General features: G+C 73.9%; 12 protein-coding genes. 5 read left to right on the top strand and 7 right to left on the bottom strand.

Annotation, left to right across the window (positions count from 1 at the left end; all coding sequences use genetic code 11):
• Positions 1-42 precede the first annotated feature (42 nt).
• Positions 43-3,054 (top strand): carbohydrate binding domain-containing protein, encoded by a 3,012-nt coding sequence (locus AB0D32_RS08895; protein WP_357086683.1) that lies wholly within the window; start codon positions 43-45, stop codon positions 3,052-3,054.
• 34 nt (positions 3,055-3,088) lie between these two features.
• Here the strand turns inward: AB0D32_RS08895 and AB0D32_RS08890 are convergent, their stop codons facing one another.
• A complete protein-coding gene (locus AB0D32_RS08890) occupies positions 3,089-5,173 on the bottom strand; it encodes a GGDEF domain-containing phosphodiesterase (protein WP_357086681.1) in 2,085 nt (694 codons plus the stop codon).
• 202 nt (positions 5,174-5,375) lie between these two features.
• Between AB0D32_RS08890 and AB0D32_RS08885 the strand changes: the two genes are divergently transcribed.
• Positions 5,376-5,753 (top strand): PH domain-containing protein, encoded by a 378-nt coding sequence (locus tag AB0D32_RS08885; protein ID WP_357086679.1) that lies wholly within the window; start codon positions 5,376-5,378, stop codon positions 5,751-5,753.
• Between the two features lie 21 nt (positions 5,754-5,774).
• Here the strand turns inward: AB0D32_RS08885 and AB0D32_RS08880 are convergent, their stop codons facing one another.
• The gene (locus AB0D32_RS08880; RefSeq protein WP_357086677.1) at positions 5,775-6,701 is read right to left on the bottom strand and encodes a 2-hydroxyacid dehydrogenase; all 927 of its coding nucleotides are present in this window, start codon (positions 6,699-6,701) and stop codon (positions 5,775-5,777) included.
• A gap of 207 nt (positions 6,702-6,908) precedes the next feature.
• Between AB0D32_RS08880 and AB0D32_RS08875 the strand changes: the two genes are divergently transcribed.
• From AB0D32_RS08875 to AB0D32_RS08865, 3 genes are all read left to right on the top strand, one after another.
• Positions 6,909-8,723 carry a SpoIIE family protein phosphatase gene (locus AB0D32_RS08875; RefSeq protein WP_357086675.1) on the top strand — a complete coding sequence of 605 codons (1,815 nt, stop codon included), beginning with the start codon at positions 6,909-6,911 and terminating at the stop codon, positions 8,721-8,723.
• A 113-nt stretch (positions 8,724-8,836) separates the two neighbouring features.
• A complete protein-coding gene (locus AB0D32_RS08870) occupies positions 8,837-10,012 on the top strand; it encodes a PQQ-dependent sugar dehydrogenase (protein WP_357086673.1) in 1,176 nt (391 codons plus the stop codon).
• Positions 10,013-10,069: 57 nt separating this feature from the next.
• The gene (locus tag AB0D32_RS08865) at positions 10,070-11,644 is read left to right on the top strand and encodes a metallophosphoesterase (RefSeq protein WP_357086671.1); all 1,575 of its coding nucleotides are present in this window, start codon (positions 10,070-10,072) and stop codon (positions 11,642-11,644) included.
• Positions 11,645-12,669: 1,025 nt separating this feature from the next.
• On the opposite strand, the gene AB0D32_RS08860 is transcribed toward AB0D32_RS08865, so the two are convergent.
• The 5 genes from AB0D32_RS08860 to AB0D32_RS08840 all read right to left on the bottom strand — a co-directional run bounded on the left by AB0D32_RS08860 (position 12,670) and on the right by AB0D32_RS08840 (position 21,256).
• On the bottom strand, positions 12,670-15,027 hold the full coding sequence (locus tag AB0D32_RS08860) for a transketolase C-terminal domain-containing protein (RefSeq protein WP_357086669.1): 2,358 nt from the start codon (positions 15,025-15,027) through the stop codon (positions 12,670-12,672).
• Between the two features lie 135 nt (positions 15,028-15,162).
• Positions 15,163-16,656, bottom strand: a complete 1,494-nt coding sequence (gene gatB / locus AB0D32_RS08855) for an Asp-tRNA(Asn)/Glu-tRNA(Gln) amidotransferase subunit GatB (RefSeq protein ID WP_357086667.1) — start codon at positions 16,654-16,656, stop codon at positions 15,163-15,165.
• A gap of 13 nt (positions 16,657-16,669) precedes the next feature.
• Positions 16,670-18,145, bottom strand: coding sequence for an Asp-tRNA(Asn)/Glu-tRNA(Gln) amidotransferase subunit GatA (gatA, locus tag AB0D32_RS08850; protein WP_357086665.1), 1,476 nt, complete (start codon positions 18,143-18,145; stop codon positions 16,670-16,672).
• Between the two features lie 76 nt (positions 18,146-18,221).
• Complete coding sequence (gene gatC / locus AB0D32_RS08845; RefSeq protein WP_357086663.1) at positions 18,222-18,527, bottom strand: Asp-tRNA(Asn)/Glu-tRNA(Gln) amidotransferase subunit GatC; 306 nt, start codon at positions 18,525-18,527, stop codon at positions 18,222-18,224.
• 134 nt (positions 18,528-18,661) lie between these two features.
• The gene (locus AB0D32_RS08840) at positions 18,662-21,256 is read right to left on the bottom strand and encodes a bifunctional diguanylate cyclase/phosphodiesterase (protein ID WP_357086661.1); all 2,595 of its coding nucleotides are present in this window, start codon (positions 21,254-21,256) and stop codon (positions 18,662-18,664) included.
• Positions 21,257-21,353: the final 97 nt, after the last annotated feature.

Here is a 21,353-nt window from a genome sequence, read left to right as displayed (position 1 = left end):
CGTCCCTGTCCGGACCCGACAACCACCACCCGAGGAGGTCCGATGCCCCCCAGCACCGGACGACGACGGATGATCGGGGCCGCGCTGGCCGCCGGACTCACCGTCGGGCTGGCCCCGCTCAGCACGGCCGCCGCCGCGAACTCCGTGACCGTCTACTACCGACCCCCCACCACCTGGACCGGCCAGGTCAACATCCACTACGCCCCCGACGGTGGCGCGTGGACGGCCGTGCCGGGGGTGGCAATGGAGACCGCGTGCGCCGGCTGGCGCAAGCGCACCGTCGACGCCGGGACCGCCACCGGCCTCCAGGTGGTGTTCAACGACAACGCCGGGACCTGGGACAACAACAGGGGCGCGAACTACCGCACCGGCACCGGCACGGTGACCGTCGCCGACGGCGTGGTCGGCACCGGCGATCCCTGCGGCGGCACCCCCACGCCGACGCCGACCCCGACGAACCCGCCGACCGGCCGGACGGCCGACGTGTGGTACCACGTCGGAACCAGGGGCTGGGCCGCCGCGAACATCCACTACCAGCCCGCCGGCGGGGCCTGGACCACCGTCCCCGGCGTGCCGATGGAGGCGGGCTGCACCGGGTGGACCCGCCGGGTGGTCGATCTCGGCACCGCCACCACGCTCCGGGCGGCGTTCAACAACGGCGCCGGGAACTGGGACAACAACAACGGCGCGGACTACACCCTCGGCGCCGGGGTGACCACGGTCAAGGCGGGGGTGGTGACGGCCGACACGTCCTCACCGTGCCCGCCCGACACGCCGGACACCACGCCGCCATCCACCCCCACAGGGCTGGGCGCGACCGCGAACGGGCTGCGCGTCGCGGTGTCCTGGGCCGCCGCGACCGATGACCGGGCGGTGACCGGCTACCGACTCACCCGCACCGGCGGCCCGGAGGGCACCGTCACGGTGACCACCGCCGGCACCAGCCACGTCGACGGCGCGCTGAGCCCGAACACCCGGTACGAGTACACCGTCCGGGCGTACGACGCGGCCGGCAACACCTCCCCGGCCAGTGCCCCCGCCGCCGCGACCACCGGCGACACCCCGCCGCCGCCCGCGGCCGGCACCCCGCTCGGCGGCGACCCCCGCGAGGACAGCATCTACTTCGTGATGACCGCCCGGTTCGCCGACGGCGACAGCACCAACAACCGGGGCGGCAGCCAGCACGTGAGGTCCGGCAACGCGGCCAACGACGACCCGATGTTCCGCGGCGACTTCAAGGGCCTGATCGACAAGCTCGACTACATCAAGGGGCTCGGCTTCTCCGCCCTCTGGATCACCCCGGTCGTGCTGAACCGGTCCGACTACGACTTCCACGGCTATCACGGCTGGGACTTCCAGCGGGTCGACCCCCGGCTGGAGAGCCCCGGCGCGAGCTACCAGGACCTGATCAACGCCGCACACGGCAAGGGCATCAAGATCTTCCAGGACGTTGTCTACAACCACAGCTCCCGCTGGGGCGCAAAGGGGCTGTTCACCCCCACGGTGTACGGCGTCCGCGACGAGCAGTGGAAGTGGATGTACAGCAGGCAGGAGCCGGGCCGCGAGTACGACCCCACAGTCGAGCACCCCGGCACCGACCCGGAGCTGACCCCGGCGCAGAACGCCCTCGCCAAGGGCCGGCCCTACAACGGGGACGTCTGGTCGACCACCGCGCCGGCCGGCAACCAGTGCCCGCGCTGGGGCGCCCCGGCCGGCACCAGCCCCGAGGGCTTCCGGCTCTACGAGTGCCAGTGGCCAACCCCGACCAGCAAACTGTTCCCGGCCGACCTGTACCACCAGTGCTGGATCGGCAACTGGGAGGGCGAGGACTCACGCAGTTGCTGGCTGCACGAGGACCTGGCCGACCTCGACACCGAGAACGCCGCCGTGCAGAAGTACCTGATCGACGCGTACAACAGGTTCATCGACATGGGGGTGGACGGCTTCCGCATCGACACGGCCGTGCACATCCCCCGGGTCACCTGGAACCGGCGGTTCCTGCCGGCGATCCAGCAGCACGCGCTGGCCAAGCACGGCGAGAAGGGCCGGGACTTCTACGTCTTCGGCGAGGTCGCCGCGTTCGTCCACGACAAGTGGAACCGGGGCTCGGTGAACCACTCGGCGCAGTTCTTCACCTGGAAGGAGCGCAGGGAGTACAGCCCCGACGACGTCAGGGCCGCCGTCGAGCAGTACGACCACGAGCAGCTGATCGGCCCGAGCGGGCAGCCCACCAGCGACAATGCCTTCCTGCGCGGCAACACGTACCACGCGCCGGACCATTCGAAGTTCTCCGGCATGAACGTCATCGACATGCGTATGCACATGAACTTCGGTGACGCGAACAACGCCTTCGGCAACGGCCGGGACTCCGACGACAGCTACAACGACGCTACCTACAACGTCGTGTACGTCGACAGCCACGACTACGGCCCGAACAAGTCGAACACCCGCTACACCGGGGGCACCGACGCCTGGGCGGAGAACATGAGCCTGATGTGGACGTTCCGGGGTATCCCGACGCTCTACTACGGCTCGGAGATCGAGTTCCAGAAGGGCGCGAGGATCGACTGCGGCCCGACCTGCCCGCTGGCCACCACCGGCCGGGCCTACTACGGCGACCATCTCCAGGGCACGGTCACCGCGACGGACTTCGGCCGGGTCGGCGCCGCCACCGGGCCCGTGGCCAGCACCCTGGACAAGCCGCTGGTCAAGCACGTACAGCGGCTCAACCAGATCCGCCGGGCGGTGCCTGCCCTGCAGAAGGGGCAGTACTCGACCGAGGGGATCAGCGGCAACTCCATGGCGTACAAGCGGCGCTTCACCGCAGGCGCCGTGGACAGCTTCGCGCTGGTGACGGTCTCCGGGAGCGCGACGTTCACCGGCGTGCCCAACGGCCGGTACACCGACGCGGTCACCGGCGACGTCCGGACGGTCACCAACGGGACGCTGACCGCGACCGTCAGCGGACAGGGCAACCTGCGGGTGTACGTGCTGGACCTGCCGGGCAACCCGGCGCCGGGCAAGGTCGGTGAGACCGGCCCCTACCTGAGGTGACGCCGGTGGCGGGGCGGCCGTGCCGGCCGCCCCGTCAGCGCGAGGCCGACGGGAACTCCTCGAAGTACGCCTCGACCCGCTCCGCCGTGGCCGGGCGGGCCAGCGCGAAGCCCTGCCCGTACCGGCAGCCGGCCCGCCGCGCGCCCTCGACCAGGCTTACCGACTCCAGTTCCTCGGCCACGACGTCCAGCCCCAGCCGGTCCCCCACGTTCACCACCACGTCGATCAGTGTGCGCTGCGGGTCCGCCGGGTCCACCAGCTGCGGGCCGACCTTGAGCAGGTCGATCGGCAGCCGGCGGAGCTGCGCCAGCGAGGCGTGCTCGGCCCGGAAGTCGTCCAGCGCGGTGCGCACGCCCAGCGACCGCAGCCCGGCCAGCCGGGCCACCACGGTCGGCAGCTCGGCGCCCACCCGGGGCTCCGCCACCTCGACCACCAGCTGGTCCGGCGACACCCCGTACGCGTCCAGCACCGCCGCCGTCCGGGGCACGAAGTCGGGCGCGGCCAACTCCCGTACGGTCACGTTCACCGCCATCCAGAGCTGCCGGTCACCCGTCGACCAGGCGGCGAGCTGCCGGCAGGCCCGGTCCAGCACCCAGCAGCCCAACTCGCCCACGATGCCGAGGTCCTCGGCCACCGGCAGGAACTCGGCGGGAAGCACCGTGCCGAGCACCGGGCTGCGCCAGCGCAGCAGCGCCTCCGCGCCCACGGGCTGCCGGTCGGCCAGGTCGACCACCGGCTGGTAGACGAGGTCCAGCTCGCCCCGGGCAACCGCCCCGGGCAGCTCCCGTTCCAGGTCGAGCCGGCGGACGAGCTGCTCCTCCAGGTAGGCGTCGTACCACTCGATCCGGTCCCGGCCGAGCTGCACGGCCCGGCGCCGGGCCAGTTCCGCCTGGCGCAGCACGTCCTCCGGGGCGCCGTCGCCGACCTCGGCCAGCCCGACACCGACGCGCAGCCGCAGCGCCCCGCCCGCCACCTGGCAGGGCTGGGTGAGCGCGGCCAGCAGCCGGGTGCCCAGCGCGTACGCCAGCACCGGGCCGACCCCGGTGACCACGGCGAAGCCACTGACGGTGACGTCCGCGAGCTGGTCCCCGGGGCCGACGACGGCGCGGGCGCGGCGGACGACCTCGGCCAGCACGTCCTTGCCGACCTGCTGCCCGTCGACGGCGCCGGGGCCGTGCAGGTCGACGACGAGCAGCGCGCCGGCGGGGGCCGGCGCGTCCTTCAGGGCGGCGAGGGCCCGCAGCAGCGCCGGCCGGTCCACCGGTGCGCCGGACCGGCCCAGGTCCGCCAACCGGTGCCCTGCCGGTGGGCTGCCGGGGCGAACCGGCGGGCCGCCGAGGTGGGCCGGCGGGCCGCCGAGGTGGGCCGGCGGCGACGAGGGATCCGCCCGGATCAGGTCGCGGAGCACCAGCACCGGGGCCAGCGCGAGCGCGAGCAGGACCGCGGTGACATCCGGCGACTCGCCGTCGCGCAGCTGCCAGCCGGTGGCCGCCACGGCCGCGACGGCCGGGACGACAACCCTGGGCCACGCCCTGGTCGGCAGTGCGGGCGGGTCCGGTACCGAACGGGCCGCCCGCCGCGCCCCCGCCGCGGTCAGCAGCACCCCGCCCACCAGCGGGGGTACGGCCAGCAGCACCGCCCGGTCCGGCGCCGCGCCCACCAGGAGGGCGGCCAGCAGGACCAGCCCGGCCAGGGTGAGCGCCACACCGACCCGGCAGCGGGCCCCGCCCGTCCGTCGGAGCGGCCCCGTCAACACGGTGAGCACGGTGAGCGCCAGCCCGCCCAGGGCCACCGCCACCACGAGCCGGCTCGGCGGATCGAGGCGGTCGCGGGGCAGCAGCAGCCAACCGGCGAGGACCAGTCCCAGGCCGGCGGCTGCCGCGTCGACGACCCCACGCAGCCGGGCCCGGGCGGACGGGCGGGGGGCGCCCCGCGTTACCGGAGACAGACCTGCGGCGAACAACGCGGCGGCGGTCAGCACCGACACGACGACGGCGGACAGGTGGCCTGGATCAGCGAGCGGGAGCACGGCGGCGGTGAGCCCCGCCGTCACCGCGGCGGCGTCGAGCAGCACGGCGGGACGGGGGATGGACGCGCGTTGCGGGTACGCGAGGGGCACGGCGGTCGCCTTCGTGAAGGGGCACGGGCGGTGCGACGGTGCGGGCTCCGGACACGGTGAGCCCGCTGCCCACCACTCGCCAACGAACAGCCACGAGGACGGTGACGCCGAGTCGACAGTGATCCAGGTCACCAACACCCCCGGCGGGCGACCCGCGCCGCCCGACGCGTACCGGGGTCGGCGGGGGTGGGATCATCGGGGGGTGAGCAGCCCCGACACCATCCACTTCCGGCACCACCAGGCGATCCTGGCTGCCGCGATCGTCGCCTTCTTCGGCGCCCTGCCGTTGGCCGGCGCGCGGTGGTATCTGCTGCCGCTGCTACTCGTCCCGCTCGCCGTCGCGGTCTGGGCGTGGCGGTCCGGCACCGACGCGGACCCTCGCGAGCTGCGCGTACGGGCACTGCTCGGGCAGCGCCGGATCAGCTGGGACCGGGTCGTCGCGCTGGCCGCCGACCCGCGCGGGCGGGCGGTCGCCCGCCTCGACGACGGCCAGCGGGTGCCACTGCCGGCCGTACGCGGCACCGACCTGCCCCGGCTGGTCTCGGCCACCGGGCAGCCGCTGCCCGACACGGCCGACTGAGCACCGCCGGGCCGGCCCCGCTCAGTAGCCGTCCACCACCGTGTTGATCAGCGGTTCGCCGGCCGCGAACCGGCGGATCTGGTCGGCCACCAGCCGGTACGCGCGCGGCAGCAGGCCGCGAACCGATCCGGCGACGTGCGGGGTGAGCAGCACGTTCGGCATCGTCCACAGCTCGTGGTCGGCGGGCAGCGGCTCCGGATCGGTGACGTCCAGCGCGGCCGAGATGCGGCCGGTACGCAGCTCGGCGACCAGCGCCCCGGTGCGGGCCACCGGCCCACGGGCGGCGTTGACCAGCAGCGCGCCGTCGCGCATCGCGGCGAGGAACCTCTCGTCGACCAGCCCCCGGGTGCGCTCGGTCAACGGCACCAGCAGCACCACCACGTCGGCCTCGGGCAGCAGCCCCGGCAGTTCCTCGACGCCGTGCACGCCCTGCCCGGGGCGGGCGGTCCGGGCCACCAGTGTGAAACTCACCTCGAACGGCGCGAGCCGCCTCTGTACCGCCGTGCCGATGGAGCCCGCCCCGACGATCAGCACCCGCTTGCCGGCCAACTCGTCGGTCGGGGCCACCTCGTCGTACGCCCAGTCGCGCCGGGCCTGCGCGCGGGCGAGGGCCGGAAAGGCGCGCAGCTGGGACAGGATCGCCGCGACCACCCACTCGGCGGTGGACGGGTCGTGCACGCCCCTGGCGTCACAGAGCGTCACCTCCTGCGGGACCCGGCCGGCCCACGCGTCCGCCCCGGCGGAGAGGAGCTGCACCACCGCCAGGTCGGGCAGCTCGCGCAGCAGCGCGGCGGCGTCCCCGCCGGACAGGAAGGGCGGGACCCAGAACCGGACGCCGGCCGCCCCGGAGGGAGACCGGGACACGTCCTCGAACACCTCGACGGTGACCTCCGGCGGCAGTTCGCCGAGCAGCGTAGGGCCGGCCTGGTGCGGGATCCATACCTTCACGCCCGCCGACGATAGGCCCCCGGCAGGTCCGCCGGCAGGGCGGGGCGGCACCCGACACCCGGACGGACCGCCCACCGACACCGCCGCCGTGATCAGGGTGACTGCCCGCCGACCGGGTCGATCCAGGCCCGGACGGGGTATAACCGGACGGGATACGGGAGGGACCGGAGCGCCGGTCGGCCTCCACCCGGCACAGACAGGTGGTCAATGATCGACGGCTCCCGCGACGACGCCCCGGAGCAGGCCGGCCCGACCTCGGCGCTCCGCGATCCCGATCGGCTGCGCTCCCTGGCCGAGACCCGGCTGGCAGCCGCCCCCGACGAGGCGTTCGACCGGTTCGCCCGGCTGGTCGGGGACCTGCTCGACGTGCCGGTCGCCCTGGTCTCGCTGGTCGACGCCGAACGCCAGTTCTTCCCCGGCGAGGTGGGCCTGGCCCAGCCGTGGGCCGCCCGGCGGCAGACCCCGCTGAGCCACTCGTTCTGCCAGCACGTCGTCGACCTCGGGACCCCGATGGTGCTGCCGGACGCCCGGCTGCACCCCGCCGTCCGGGACAACCTCGCCGTGCCCGAACTGGGCGTGGTGGCGTACGCCGGGATGCCGCTGACCGACCTGGAGGGCCACGTCCTCGGCTCGCTCTGCGCGATCGACCACAAGCCGCGCGACTGGACCGCCGGGCAGTTGCGGACACTCGCCGACCTGGCCGCCGCCTGCTCCTCGGAGCTGCGCCTGCGGATCGCCCTGGACGGCGCCGAGCAGGCCCGGCGGCGCGCCGAGGAGGCCAATGGCCGGCTGGAGCTGCTGGCCGGGTTGGCCGGGACGCTGGCCGGAACGCTCGACGTGCCCACCGCGCTGCGCCGCCTGCGCCACACGGTGGTGCCGCTGCTGGCCGACTGGTCCCTCGTGACCCTGGTCGGGCCCGACGGGGCGCTCCGCGACGTGACCGCCGCGCACCGCGACCCGGCCCGGGCCCCGGACGTCGCCCGCTTCGCCGAGCTGATGCGCACGGGGCTGAGCCCCGACTCGATCATCCGGGCGGTGTTGCGGACCGGCCGGCCCGTGCTGGGCAGCGCCGGCACCCTCGACGACGTGCGGCGGGGCACCGTCGGGCCGGAGCTGCCGGAGATCGCCGCCCGCCTGGGCATCTCCTCACACCTCAGCGTGCCGATCACCGACGGCGGGCGGGTGCTCGGCTGCATCACCCTGGTCAACGGCCCGCAGCGGCGGCGCTTCGACAACGGCGACCTGCTCGTCGCCCAGGACCTCGGCCGCCGGGCCGGACAGGCGATCGGCAACAGCCGGATGTACGGCGAACAGCGGCACGTCGCGTACGTGCTCCAACACAGCATGCTGCCGGAACTGCCCGTCACCGACGACCTGGAGCTGGCGGCCCGCTACCAGCCGGCGGCCGACCGGGTCGAGGTCGGCGGCGACTGGTACGACGCCTTCCGCCAGCCCGGCGGGGAGCTGATCGTTGCGATCGGCGACGTGGCCGGGCACGACATCGAGGCCGCCGCGACCATGGGACAGCTGCGCAACCTCGTCCGGGGCAACGCGTACGGCCGGTCCGACGCGGTCGGCGAGCTGATGAGCCGACTGGACGAGACGATGCGCGGGCTGGGCATCCCGGCGGCGGCCACCGCGACGCTGGTGCGGTTGCGCGCCGACGAGGCCGGCGGCCAGCGGGTCACCTGGTGCAACGCGGGCCACCCCGCACCGCTCGTGGTCCGGGCCGGGGGCGCGGTGGAACTGCTCGCCGGGAAACCGGAGCCGCTGCTCGGGCTGAGCCAGCCGGTGCCCCGTACCAGCCGGCGCACCCACCTGGCTGCCGGCGACACCCTGCTGCTCTACACCGACGGCCTCATCGAACGGCGGGACCGGTCCATCGACGAGGGGACGGCGGAGCTGACCGCCCGGCTCGTCGGCACGGACGGGCTGCCGCTGGACGAGCTGTGCGACCTGCTGCTGACCGCCGCGCACCACCGGGAGGACGACGTCGCGCTGCTCGCCGTCCGGGTCACCTGACCACGCCGTGAGCCGCTCCGATCCGTCCACAGCGGCGGTGACCGGCTCGCGGAGCTGATCGACGAAAGTCAGCCGGCCCCGCCGGGGCGCCTCGGCGGGATACCCTGGGCCGGGTGAGCGCCCGTCCCCCGTACCCTCGCACCCGCCGTCTGCGCACGGCCCTGGCGGCCTCGTGCGCGGCACTGCTGCTGACGACCGCCGGTTGCAGCTTCGGCGAGCCGGAGCCCGACCCGGCCGGTGAGCCGCCCACCTTCCCGACCCCGTCGGCGACGGCGAGCCCCGGCGGCGCCGGCCAGGAGGTGGTGACCACCGTGCTGGCAAAGGGCCTGCGGGTGCCGTGGGCGATCGCCTTCCTGCCCGACGGCGCGGCGCTGGTCACCGAGCGGGACAGCGGCCGGATCCTGCGGGTCGGCCCCGAGTCCGGCCCCGACGGGCTGAAGGTCACCCCGGTGCAGACCATCGGAGACGTGGCGGCCTCCGGCGAGGGTGGGCTGATGGGCATCGCCGTCTCGCCCGACTACCAGCGGGACAAGGCGGTCTTCGTCTACTACACCACCGAGCGGGACAACCGGATCGCCCGGCTGGAGCTGGGCGGCACGCCCACCCCGATCCTCACCGGTATCCCCAAGGCCGGCATCCACAACGGCGGCGGCCTCGCCTTCGGCCCGGACGGCCTGCTCTACGCGAGCACCGGCGACGCCGGCGACCGGCCACAGGCGCAGGACGCCAAGCGCCTCGGCGGCAAGATCCTGCGGATCAACAGGGACGGCAAGCCCGCGCCCGGCAACCCGTTCCCGAACTCCCCGGTGTGGTCCCTGGGCCACCGCAACGTCCAGGGCATCGCCTGGGACCCCGGCAAGCGGATGTACGCCGTGGAGTTCGGCCAGAACACCTGGGACGAGATCAACCAGATCACCAAGGGCCGCAACTACGGGTGGCCGACGGTCGAGGGGCGCGACGACGACAAGCGCTTCGTCAACCCGATCGCCCAGTGGCCGACGTCGGACGCCTCCTGTTCCGGGTTGACCGCCGCGGACCGGCTGCTCGTCACCGCGTGCCTGCGGGGCCAGCGACTCTGGCTGGTCGAGCTGACCGACACCGGCACCGTGCTCGGCCAGCCGCGCGAGCTGCTGACCGAGCGGTACGGTCGGCTGAGGGCGGTCGCCGCCGCCCCCGACGGCTCGATCTGGGTCAGCACCTCCAACCACGACGGGCGGGGCAACCCGGCACCCGAGGACGACCGGTTGCTGCGGCTGGTCTTCGCCGGCGGCGGGGCCGGCCGGAGCTGACGCACCGACTCGCCCAGGTTTCCCAAGATCCCTCAGCGGGCAGGTCAGAATCTCACCATGGACGGCCAGGAGAACGAGCAGCACGCGAACCGGGACGAGGACGTCCCGGTGACGGACCGTGCCCCGCACCCGGCACCCCGGCGGGGTGACGACGACCGGCGCGGCCGGCGGGCCCTGCGCCTGACCGGGGTGACCCTGGCGATCCTCGTCGTCGCCCTGGTCGGCGTGGTGATCGGTGTGCTCGCCGGCGGCCGGGTCAGCACCGACATCGGCCCGTTCCAGGCCGACCTCACGGTCGCCCCGGCGCTGGGCGGCGGCACCACGGTCGACATCCCGCCGTTGGGTGCGCTGCTGCTCGACAGCCACGACGGGCCGACCCACCTGACGGTGGAGTTGGGCGCGCTCGACCAGAGCCGCACCGAGGCGCTGATCGACGATCCGGCGAGCATCAACCGGGCGAGCCAGTCGGCCGTCGACGACGTCCGCGAGGGCGTGATGCGGCTCGGCCTGCGTACGCTCGCCTCGGCGGTGCTGGTCACCCTGCTGCTGGCCCTGCTGCTCTTCCGCGACACCCGCCGGGCGGCCTGGGCCGGCGGGTTGGCGCTGCTGATCACCGCCGGCAGCCTCGGCACCGCCGCGGCGACCATCCGCCCCGAGGCGATCGAGGAGCCACGCTACGAGGGGCTGCTGGTCAACGCGCCCGCGATCGTCGGTGACGCCCGACGGATCGCCAACGACTACACCCGGTACGCCGAGCAACTCCAGCGCATCGTCGGCAACGTCAGCCAGCTCTACACCACCGTCTCGGCGCTGCCGGTCTACGAGCCCGCCCCCGGCACGACCCGCGTACTGCACGTCTCCGACATGCACCTCAACCCGACCGGCTGGCAGCTCATCCGCACCGTCGTCGAACAGTTCGGCATCGACGTGGTGATCGACACCGGGGACATCACCGACTGGGGCTCCGAGCCGGAGGCCTCCTACGTGGGCTCGATCGGCCTGCTGAAGAAGCCGTACGTCTACATCCGGGGCAACCACGACTCGGGGCGGACCGCGGCGGCCGTGGCCCGCCAGCCGAACGCGATCGTGCTGAACAACACGACCACCACGGTCGCGGGGCTGACCATCGCCGGCGTCGGCGACCCGCGCTTCACGCCCGACAAGAACACCTCGCCGGCGGGCAGCGGGCTCACCAAACAGACCGCGGACCAGCTCATCGGCACCGGCGACCAGCTCGCGGCCACCGTACGCAGCTCGCCACGACCCGTGGACATCGCGTTGGTGCACGACCCGGCCTCGGCCGGCCCGCTCTCCGGCACCTGCCCGCTGGTGCTCGCCGGGCACACTCACGCCCGGCAGGTCTCGAAACTGCCGGAGGTACCCGGGCAGCAGCCCACCCAACTGATGGTGCAGGGTTCCACGGGCGGCGCCGGCCTGCGCGGCCTGGAGGGCGAGAAGCCCACCCCGCTGTCGATGAGCGTGCTCTACTTCGACCAGAACAAGCTGCTCCAGGCGTACGACGACATCACCGTCGGCGGAACCGGGCAGGCGCAGGTGAACCTGGAGCGGCACGTCGTGGAGGTCCCGAAGGCCGGCGCGCCCGTCCCGGTCACCCCCACACCGACCCGCTGACCCTGATCGCGCCGACCCGCTGGCCCGGGTCGCGCCGAACGCTGGCCCCGGTCGCGCCGACCCGCCGCGCCCTGACGCAGCCTGCCAGCACGCCGACGCCACCCACGCCGCCCCTGCCCTGACCGGCCCCTGCCCTGACCAGTCCCTGCCCTGCCCACGCCCTTGCCCTGCCCACGCCCTTGCCCTGCCCCGGCCTCTGCCCTGACCGGTCCCTGGTCCTGACCACACCCCTGCCCTGAGCCGGTCCCTGCCCTGACAGCTCAGCCCGTCACTCAGGAGCGGGCCAAGCCCCGCCGGGTCACCGTCACGGCCACGGCCGAGTCCTGGCCTGAGCGGCTGACCTGGTCGGTTGCCGCCGGCCTGAGGCCACCCGGCCTGAGGCCACCCGGCCTGAGGCCACCCGGCCTGAGGCCACCCGGCCTGAGGCCACCCGGCCCCGAGGACATCACCTTTAGTGACAACCTCCCTGACGAGCCGGCCTCCCGCTCCGACGCTTTGCTCTGCATCCACAGACGCACCAGTAACCAGGCGTAGTGACGTGCTGCCGGCCGCCGATCGACGGGACGGGCATCGCTGCTGGTCAGCGACATGGTGCGTCCGTGGATGCAGAGCAAAGGGCGCAAGTGGATATCGCCCCGCCCCACAGCTGCGGTCACATTCCGTAACACTAGGCGGCGGCTACTGTCGGTGACATAGGCGGCGCTCCTCGTCGGTTCTCGGCCGCCGTCCGGTAAGCGGGCAGCGGCCTTCGGCCCGAGGGCCGGGCGGGCCCGCGACCTTGTCGTAGCTCGAAGGCAGCCAGCCGACCCGACCGCCGGGCCGGTCCAGCTCGGTCTGCTCCGACCGCGGCCGGTCCAGCCCAGTCCGCTCCAACCCGACCCGACCGACCGGGCCGGGCCAGTCCGGCCGGGCCAGTCCGGCCGGGCCAGTCCGGCCGGGCCGGGCCAGTCCGGCCGGGCCGGGCCAGTCCGGCCGGGCCGGGCCGGCCAGGCGGCCGGGCCAGCCCGGTCCTGCTGTGGCTCGGGTCAGCGCAGGGACAGGGCCGCGAGGGCGGCGTTGACGATGCTGCCGGGCAGCAGGTCGTGCAGGTCGTACAGCTCGTGGACGCTGCCGGACTGGCCGAACTCGTCCACACCGAGTGGCACCGCCGGGGCGGCGAGCGCCGAACCGAGCCACGCCATGGCGTGCGAGGCGGCATCGTGCACTGTCACCACCGGCACCCGGTCGGCGAAGGCGGTACGCAGCGCGCCCGGCACGCTCGGCACGGTGGCCGTGCGTACGCCCTGGCGAAGGGTGCGCTGCCAGGCCCGGTAGAGCCGGTCCAGCGAGGTCACGTCGACGACGTGCGCGGCGATGCCCTCCTCGGCCAGTTCCGCGGCCGCCGCGAGCACCTCGGGCAGCACCGCGCCGGAGGCGGCGAGCTGCACCACCGGGGCGTCGGCCAGGTGCGGGTACGCCTCGTGGGCGTCGACCAGCCGGTACGCCCCGGCGACCACCTGCCGGCGCAGCACCGCGTCGCCGAGTCGGGCCCGGGCCGCCTCGAAGGGCGCCTGGTCGATCGGGCGGGTGCTGAGCCGGAAGTAGTATGCCCCGTCCTCGGCGGGAGCGGCCGTGGCCGACGGGGCCGCCCCGCCGGCGATCTGGCCCAGCGCGTCACAGAGCAACCAGTCCAGGGTGGCCGCGTACGCGGGTTCCAGGAACGTCACCCCGGGCAGTTCCAGACCCACCGAGGCGGTGATGGTCGACTGGTGGGCGCCGCCCTCCGGGGCGAGCGTGATGCCCGACGGGGTGCCGGCGACCACGAACCGGGAGCCGGAGTAGGTGCCGTAGAGGAACGCGTCCAGGCCACGCAGCACGAACGGGTCGTAGACCGTGCCGACCGGCAGCAGCGGCTGGGCCGACAGGTCCCAGGCGAGGCCGAGCTGGCCGAGCAGCAGGAACAGGTTCATCTCCGAGATGCCCAGCTCGATGTGCTGGCCGGCGGGGCTCTCCGTCCAGCGCAGCATCCGGTCCTCGGTCCAGTCACGCTGCTCGGTCGGCGCGAAGACGCCGGTCTTGTTGATGAACCCGGCCAGGTTGGTGGAGGTCGCCACGTCCGGCGCGGTGGTCACCAGGTAGCGGCCCACCTCGGGATTGCGGGCCAACTCGACCAGCACCCGACCGAAGACCTCCTGCGTCGAGATCGGCTTGTTGGCGCGTACCCGCGTGGTCTCCGGAACGGTGACGCCCAGCGCCCGCTCGCGGGGCGCGCGGGACAGCGCCTCCCGACGCTCGCCGGCCCGGATGCCGGCCGGGGACGCCGGGTCGAGGCGGTCCCACTCGGTCTCGCGCGTCAGGCCGCGCGCGGCGCGCAGCGCGTCGACCTGCTCGGTGGTGAGCAGCGCCGAGTGGTTGCGCGGATTGCCGGCGATCGGCAACCCCCACCCCTTCACGGTGTACGCGAAGATCACGCTGGGCCGGTCGGTGACCGCGTCGCACTGGGCGTACGCGTCGAGCATCGCCGCCATGTCGTGCCCGCCGAGGTCGGTGACCAGCGGCCCCAGCTCGTCGTCGCCGATGCCGGCGATGAACGCCTCAATCCCGTCGGGCGCGCCGTCGAGGAACTGCTTGCGCAGCGCCTCGCCGGTAAGCCCGAACAGCGACTGGTACTGCTCGTTGGGCATCGCGTCGATCCAGTCGCGCAGCGCCTCGCCACCCGGCCGGGCGTACGCCTCGGCGAGCCGGCGGCCGTACTTGACCTCGACCACGTGCCAGCCGGCGGCCTCGAACTGGCCCCGCCACTGGTTGATCCGCACCCCGGGCACCACCCGGTCCAGCGACTGCCGGTTGAAGTCGACCAGCCACGTCACGTTGCCCAGGCCCGTGGTGGCCGGGTCGGCGACCGCCTCCCAGATGTTCCCCTCGTCAAGCTCGGCGTCGCCGATCAGCGCGACGAACCGGGAGTGCGGGCGGGCACCGAAGTGCGCGTCGACATAGCGGCGGGTCGCGGCGGCGAACAGCGGGGCGGCCGCGCCGAGCCCGACGGAGCCGGTGGAGAAGTCCACCTCGTCCGGGTCCTTCGTCCGCGACGGGTACGACTGGAGCCCGCCTCGGGCGCGCAGCGTCGTCAGGTAGGAGCGGTCGAGGTTGCCCAGCAGGTACTGGATGGCGTGGAAGACCGGCGACGCGTGCGGCTTGACCGCCACCCGGTCCTCGGCGTCGAGGTGCGCGAACCACAGGGCCGTCATCGCGGTGACCAGCGAGGCGCTGGACGCCTGGTGCCCGCCCACCTTCACCCCGTCGCCGGTGTTCCGGTCGTGGTTGGCCGCGTCCACGATCCGGGTCGCGAGCCAGAGCACCCGCTGCTGGATCTCATCGAGGACTTCAAGGTCGGTACGGTTCACGGTCGACTCCAGTGCTCCGGCACGTCACCGTTGACGGCCGGTCGGGGGGCGGGCGGGCTGTGCGGGATGCACAGCCGCCGCGCACGGCGAACGCACGCGGCGGCTGTGGTGGAAGGAAGTGCCCTTCCTGACACGTCAGGCGCCTAGGCGCTCCAGGACCAGCTCGCGGACGGTCTTGGCGTCGGCCTGGCCACGGGTGGTCTTCATGACCGCGCCGACCAGCGCGCCGGCCGCGGCGACCTTGCCGCTGCGGATCTTGTCGGCGATGTCCGGGTTGGCGGCGATCGCCTCGTCGACGGCGGCGGTGAGCGCGCCCGTGTCGGAGACGACCTCCAGACCCCGGTTGGTCATGATCTCGGTCGGCGAGCCCTCGCCGGCCACCACGCCCTCCAGGACGGTACGGGCCAGCTTGTCGTTGAGCTTGCCGGAGTCGACCAGGCCCTGGAGCTCGGCGACCTGACCCGGGGTGGCCCCGATGTCGGCCAGTTCCACGCCGGTCTCGTTGGCCCGCCGGGACAGCTCACCCAGCCACCACTTCCGAGCGGCGGCCGGGGTGGCGCCGGCGGCGACCGTGGCCTCGATCAGCTCGACCGCGCCCGCGTTGAGCACGGACTGCATGTCCGCGTCGGACAGGCCCCACTGTTCCTGGAGCCGACGCCGGTGCAGCCGGGGCAGCTCCGGCAGGGCGGCCTTCAGCTCGGCGACCCAGGCGGTGTCCGGCGCCAACGGCACCAGGTCGGGCTCCGGGAAGTACCGGTAGTCGGTCGCGGTCTCCTTGGACCGGCCCGGCGTGGTGTCGCCGGTGTCCTCGTGGAAGTGCCGGGTCTCCTGGGTGATCCGGCCGCCCGCGTCGAGCACGGACGCCTGCCGGATGATCTCCGAGCGGACGGCCCGCTCGACCGACCGCAGCGAGTTGACGTTCTTGGTCTCCGTCCGGGTGCCCCACTCCTCGCCGGGCAGGTTGAGGGAGGTGTTCACGTCGCAGCGCAGCGACCCCTCCTCCATCCGCACGTCGGAGACGCCCAGCGAACGGATCACGTCGCGCAGCTCGGTGACGTACGCGCGGGCCACCTCGGGGGCCAGCGCTCCGGTGCCGGGGACCGGCTTGGTGACGATCTCCACCAGCGGGATGCCGGCCCGGTTGTAGTCGACCAGCGACTCGGTGGCGCCGTGGATGCGCCCGGTGGCGCCGCCGACGTGCAGCGTCTTGCCGGTGTCCTCCTCCAGGTGCACCCGCTCGATGCCGATGCGCACCAGCTCGCCGTTCACCTCGACGTCCAGGTAGCCCTCGAAGCACAACGGCTCGTCGTACTGGCTGATCTGGAAGTCCTTCGGCATGTCCGGGTAGAAGTAGTTCTTCCGTGCGAACCGGCACCACTCGGCGATCGAGCAGTTCAGCGCCAGGCCGATCCGGATGGTCGCCTCGATGGCGGCCCGGTTGGCGACCGGCAGCGAGCCGGGCAGGCCCAGGCAGACCGGGCAGACCCGGGTGTTCGGCTCGCCACCGAAGTCGGTCGGGCAACCGCAGAACATCTTGGTGTTCGTGCCCAGCTCGACGTGGGTCTCCAGGCCGATCACCGGTTCGTAGCGCGCGACGACCTCGTCGTACGCGGGCAGTGTCGTCGTCATCTGAGCTCCTGCCTCACAGTGCCGGTGGGGTGAAGGTGCCGACGACGCTCTCCAGCGCGGCGGCGACCCGGTACATCCGGTCGTCGGCCATCGTCGGGGCCATGATCTGGAAGCCGACCGGCAGCCCGTCGGAGAGCCCGCACGGCACCGAGATGCCCGGCCCGCCGTACAGGTTCGTCGGGATGGTGAACAGGTCGGCCAGATACATCTGGTAGGGGTCGGCGGTGCGCGCGCCGATCGGGAACGCCACGAACGGGGTGGTCGGCGAGATCAGCGCGTCGACCCGCTCGAACGCGGCGGTGAAGTCCCGGGTGATCAGCGTCCGGACCTTCTGCGCCTGACCGTAGTAGGCGTCGTAGTAGCCCGACGAGAGCGCATACGTGCCGAGCATGATCCGGCGCTTGACCTCGGCGCCGAAACCGGCCTCCCGGGTCAGCGACATGACCTCCTCCAACGACCGGTTGCCGTCGTCGCCGACCCGCAGGCCGAACCGGACACCGTCGAACCGGGCCAGGTTGGAGGAGCACTCGCTCGGGGCGATCAGGTAGTAGGCCGGCAGCGCGTACCCGAAGTGGGGGCAGGACACCTCGACGATCTCGGCGCCCAGCTTGGCCAGCGCGTCGACCGACTCGCGGAACGCCGCCATCACGCCCGGCTCGGCGCCCTCGCCGACGAACTCGCTGACGATGCCGAGCTTCACGCCCGTCAGGTCGCCGGTCGCGCCGAGCCTGGCGGCGGCCACCACGTCCGGCACGGGCTGTGGGATCGAGGTGGAGTCGCGCGGGTCGTGCCCGCCGATCACCTCGTGCAGCAGCGCCGCGTCCAGCACGGTACGGGCACAGGGGCCGGGGGTGTCCAGCGAGGAGGAGAACGCCACCAGGCCGTAGCGGGACGTGCCGCCGTAGGTGGGCTTGGCGCCGACGGTGCCGGTGACCGCGCCGGGCTGGCGGATCGAGCCGCCGGTGTCGGAACCGATCGCCAGCGGCGCCTCGTACGCGGCCAGCGCCGCGGCACTGCCGCCGCCCGAGCCACCGGGGATGCGGCTCAGGTCCCACGGGTTGTGCGTCGGCCCGTACGCCGAGTATTCCGTGGACGAGCCCATCGCGAACTCGTCCATGTTGGTCTTGCCGAGCATCACCGTGCCGGCGGCACGCAGCCGCTGCACGATCGTCGAGTCGTACGGCGGGCGCCAGCCCTCCAGGATCTTCGACCCGACGGTGGTCGGCACGCCCTTGGTGGTCAGCACGTCCTTCACGGCGACCGGCACGCCGGCCAGCGGGCCCAGTTCGTCGCCGGCGGCGCGGCGGGCGTCCACCTCGGCGGCGGCGGCGAGCGCGCCCTCGGAGTCGACGTGCAGGAACGCGTGCACCCGGTCGTCGACGGCGGCGATCCGGTCCAGGTGTGCGCGGGTGACCTCGACGGCGGAGGCCTCGCCGGTGGCGACGAGCCCCGCGATCTCCGTCGCGGTCAGTCTGGTCAGGTCACTCATGCCGCCGCCTCGCTTCGCTCACCGGCGCCCTGACCGACGAACACGCCGTGCCTGATGATTCGCTCGCTGCGCTCGCTCATGACGCCACATCCTCGTCCAGAATCCGCGGTACGCGGAACCGCTGCGCCTCGGCGTCGGGCGCGCCCGACAGTGCCTCCTGCGGGGTCAGCCCGGGCACCACGACGTCGTCCCGCAGGACGTTGGTCAGCGGCACCGAGTGCGACGTCGGCGGGATGTCCGCCGCGGTGACCTCGCCGACCTGCGCGACCGCCTGGAGGATCACGTCGAGCTGGCCGGCGAAGGTGTCCAGCTCCTCCTCCGTGACGGCGAGCCGCGACAGTCGCGCCAGGTGCGCGACCTCCTCGCGGGAGATGGCGGCCATCGGTGCCCCCTTCGTGACGGTGCTGTGGGTCGGACCGGTGTCGGCCGCGCGGCCGAGATGCGTGACGCGCGGTGACCGGAGCGAGTCTATTGTTCCGCCCCGGCGGCGCGTCCCCGACTCCCCCTCCCTGCGGCTCAGCGGGCGTGCCGGCGGGGAATCTCCGCGTCGGGGCTGGGCGTCGGGCGGACCGGCCGGTAGCGGGCGAGCCAGCCGACCAGTTCCTCGGCCGGCATCGGCCGGGCGTAGAACCAGCCCTGCGCCGCGTCGCAGCCCGCCGCGTACAGCATGCGCCAGGTGCGCTCGTCCTCGACGCCCTCGGCGACCACCCGCAGCCCGAGCGCCTTCGCCAACTCGATCGTCGACTTCACGATGGCCGCGTCGTCGGCGTCCTCGGCCATGCCCAGCACGAACGAGCGGTCGACCTTCACCTCGGACAGCGGCAGCCGCCGCAGGTGTTGGAGGGAGGAGTAGCCGGTGCCGAAGTCGTCCAGCGCGATGCCCACGCCGATCCGGTGCAGTCGGGTGATGGTGGCCAGCACCCGACGCGGGTCGGCCATCAGGGCGCCCTCGGTGATCTCCAGTTGCAGCCGCTGCGGCGGCACGCCGTACCGGACGAGCCGGTCGGCGATCCGGTCGGCGATCTCGCCGGTGTGCAGGTCCCGCACGCTGACGTTGAGCGCCGCCGGCAGGTCCATGCCCGCGGCCGACCACTTGGCGAGCTGTTCCACCACGTCGTCCACCACCCGGCGGGTGAGCAGCCGCATCACGGCGCTCTGCTCGGCGACCCGGATCAGCTCCTCCGGGTCCACCATCCCCCGGCGGGGATGCCACCAGCGCAGCAGCGCCTCCACCCCGACCACCTCGCCGGTCGCGATGGCGACCTGCGGCTGGTAGTACATGGTGATTGCGCCGGCGTCGACGTCCGGGCCGGTGTCCGCGCCGCGCAGCCCGGCCGCGTCGGGGCGGGCATCCGCTCGGTCCGCCGGGGCGCGGTCGCCGCCGCGATGTCCCGCGCCGTCGTCGGCGGGCGGACCCGGCCGGCGTACGACCGGGGTGCCCCGCCCGCCGGGGCGTCCGACGCCGTTGCGGCGGCCGGAAGCGTCGTCGCGGTCGGGATCCGTTCCCGGAGCGGCCACGGCCCGGCGGCGGGTCGGGTCGGCGGCGGTGACGATCCGGTTGATCAGCTCGTCGGTGTCCGGCGGTTCGGGCTGCTGCCGGCGGCGGCGCAGCCGCCGGCGGCCGGAGCCGGGGGCGGGTCCCACGACGTCGGCCGGGAGTTCCGCCCCGTCCCCGCCCCGCGCACCGCCGGCCCGTCCGTCGCCCGGCAGGTGGCGGCCCGGCGCCGCTGCCGCCGGTACGGCCACCGACCCGTCGCCCGGGACACCGTCACCGCCGACGCCCGCCACGGGCGGGTCGCCGGCCGGGCGGCCCGCCTCCAGCACCCGGCGCAGGTCCGCGAGCAGGGCGAGCCGCTCGGCGGAGTTGTGGTCGGACTCGGCCGCGTAGATCGCCACGGTGTCGTTGCGGTGCTTGGCGTCGTACATCGCCACGTCGGCGTGGCGCATGAGGGTCGCGAAGTCCTCGCCGTGCTCAGGGAAGAGCGCGATGCCGATCGAGCCGCCCACGTCGAGCGGCAGCCCGTCCAGCGACACCGGCTCGGCCAGCGCGCGGACCACCCGGCCGGCGAGCTCCCGGGCCTCGTCGACATCGGCCAGGCCGGTCGTCACGATGGCGAACTCGTCCCCGCCCAGCCGGGCGACCATGCCCTCGCCGACCACGCCCGTCAGCCGGGCGCTCACCTCGACCAGCAGTCGGTCCCCCACCGCGTGCCCGAGCGCGTCGTTGACGTTCTTGAACCGGTCGAGGTCGATCAGGAGCAACGCCAGCCGGGCACCGGGATCGCCGCGGGCCGCCCGTTCGGCGTGCAGGTGCACCTGCTCGCCGACCTCGGCCAGCAGCGCCTTGCGGTTGGGCAGGCCGGTGAGCGGGTCCAGGGAGGCGAGCTGCTGCTGCTCGACGCTGAGCCGGGCCATCCGGTAGACGGCGAACAGCGGCACCAGCACCAGGGGGATCAACGCCGCGCTGGCCCGTGCCGCCGCGACCAGCACCGGGGCGAGCAGCAGCAACGAGCCGGTGGAGAGCAGCTCGAAGCCCAGACCCTGCCGCAGGCTGGGCCACCACCGGTCGCCGAAGCGCAGCCGGACGGCCGCGCTGACCAGCGCGTAGTTGACGCCGAACCAGGCCGCTGTCGCGCCCCCCACCGCCAGCACGTCCGTCCCGCGCAGCTGGCCACCGTCGAAGATGCTCCCGGGCCCCAGCCAGGTGACCACGTACGCGGCGCCCAGGGCCCCGGCGTACTGGGCGGCGTTGAAGGCCGTCCGCCACGGGGCGTGGCCCAACCGCCAGCCGGAGACGACGACCGCCACCGCCTGCACCAGGACCGCCGGGCCGAACCCCCAGCCGAGCAGGATGGCGAAGGTGAAGCAGGTGGACGGGAAGACCGCGGAGGTCTGCCGGCGGCCGGGCGGGACGAACGGGCGCGCGTCACAGCCGACGGCCAGGGCCGCCATCACCCAGAACGCCACCGGCAGGCGCGGCAGCTCGGCCGGGAGGTCCAGCAGCGGGCGTACGCAGAGCGCCGCGGCCAGCGCGACCACCGACCAGACGAAGACGAAGAACGGGCGTGCCCGGCCAGGCGGAACGGAGTTTCGCGAGTCTGCGGCCTCCATCTCACCTCCCGAGGGCCTGGTCCACGGGGCGTGACCCGGTCGCACGCCGTGCCACCAATGAAACGCCCTGTGTGTCGCAATGCCCGGCACGACAGTC

The organism is Micromonospora sp. NPDC048170 (assembly GCF_040652795.1).
Classification (GTDB): domain Bacteria; phylum Actinomycetota; class Actinomycetes; order Mycobacteriales; family Micromonosporaceae; genus Micromonospora.
The sequence above is the reverse complement of the archived record's forward strand: the minus strand, read 5'-3'. Positions and strand labels throughout refer to the sequence as shown.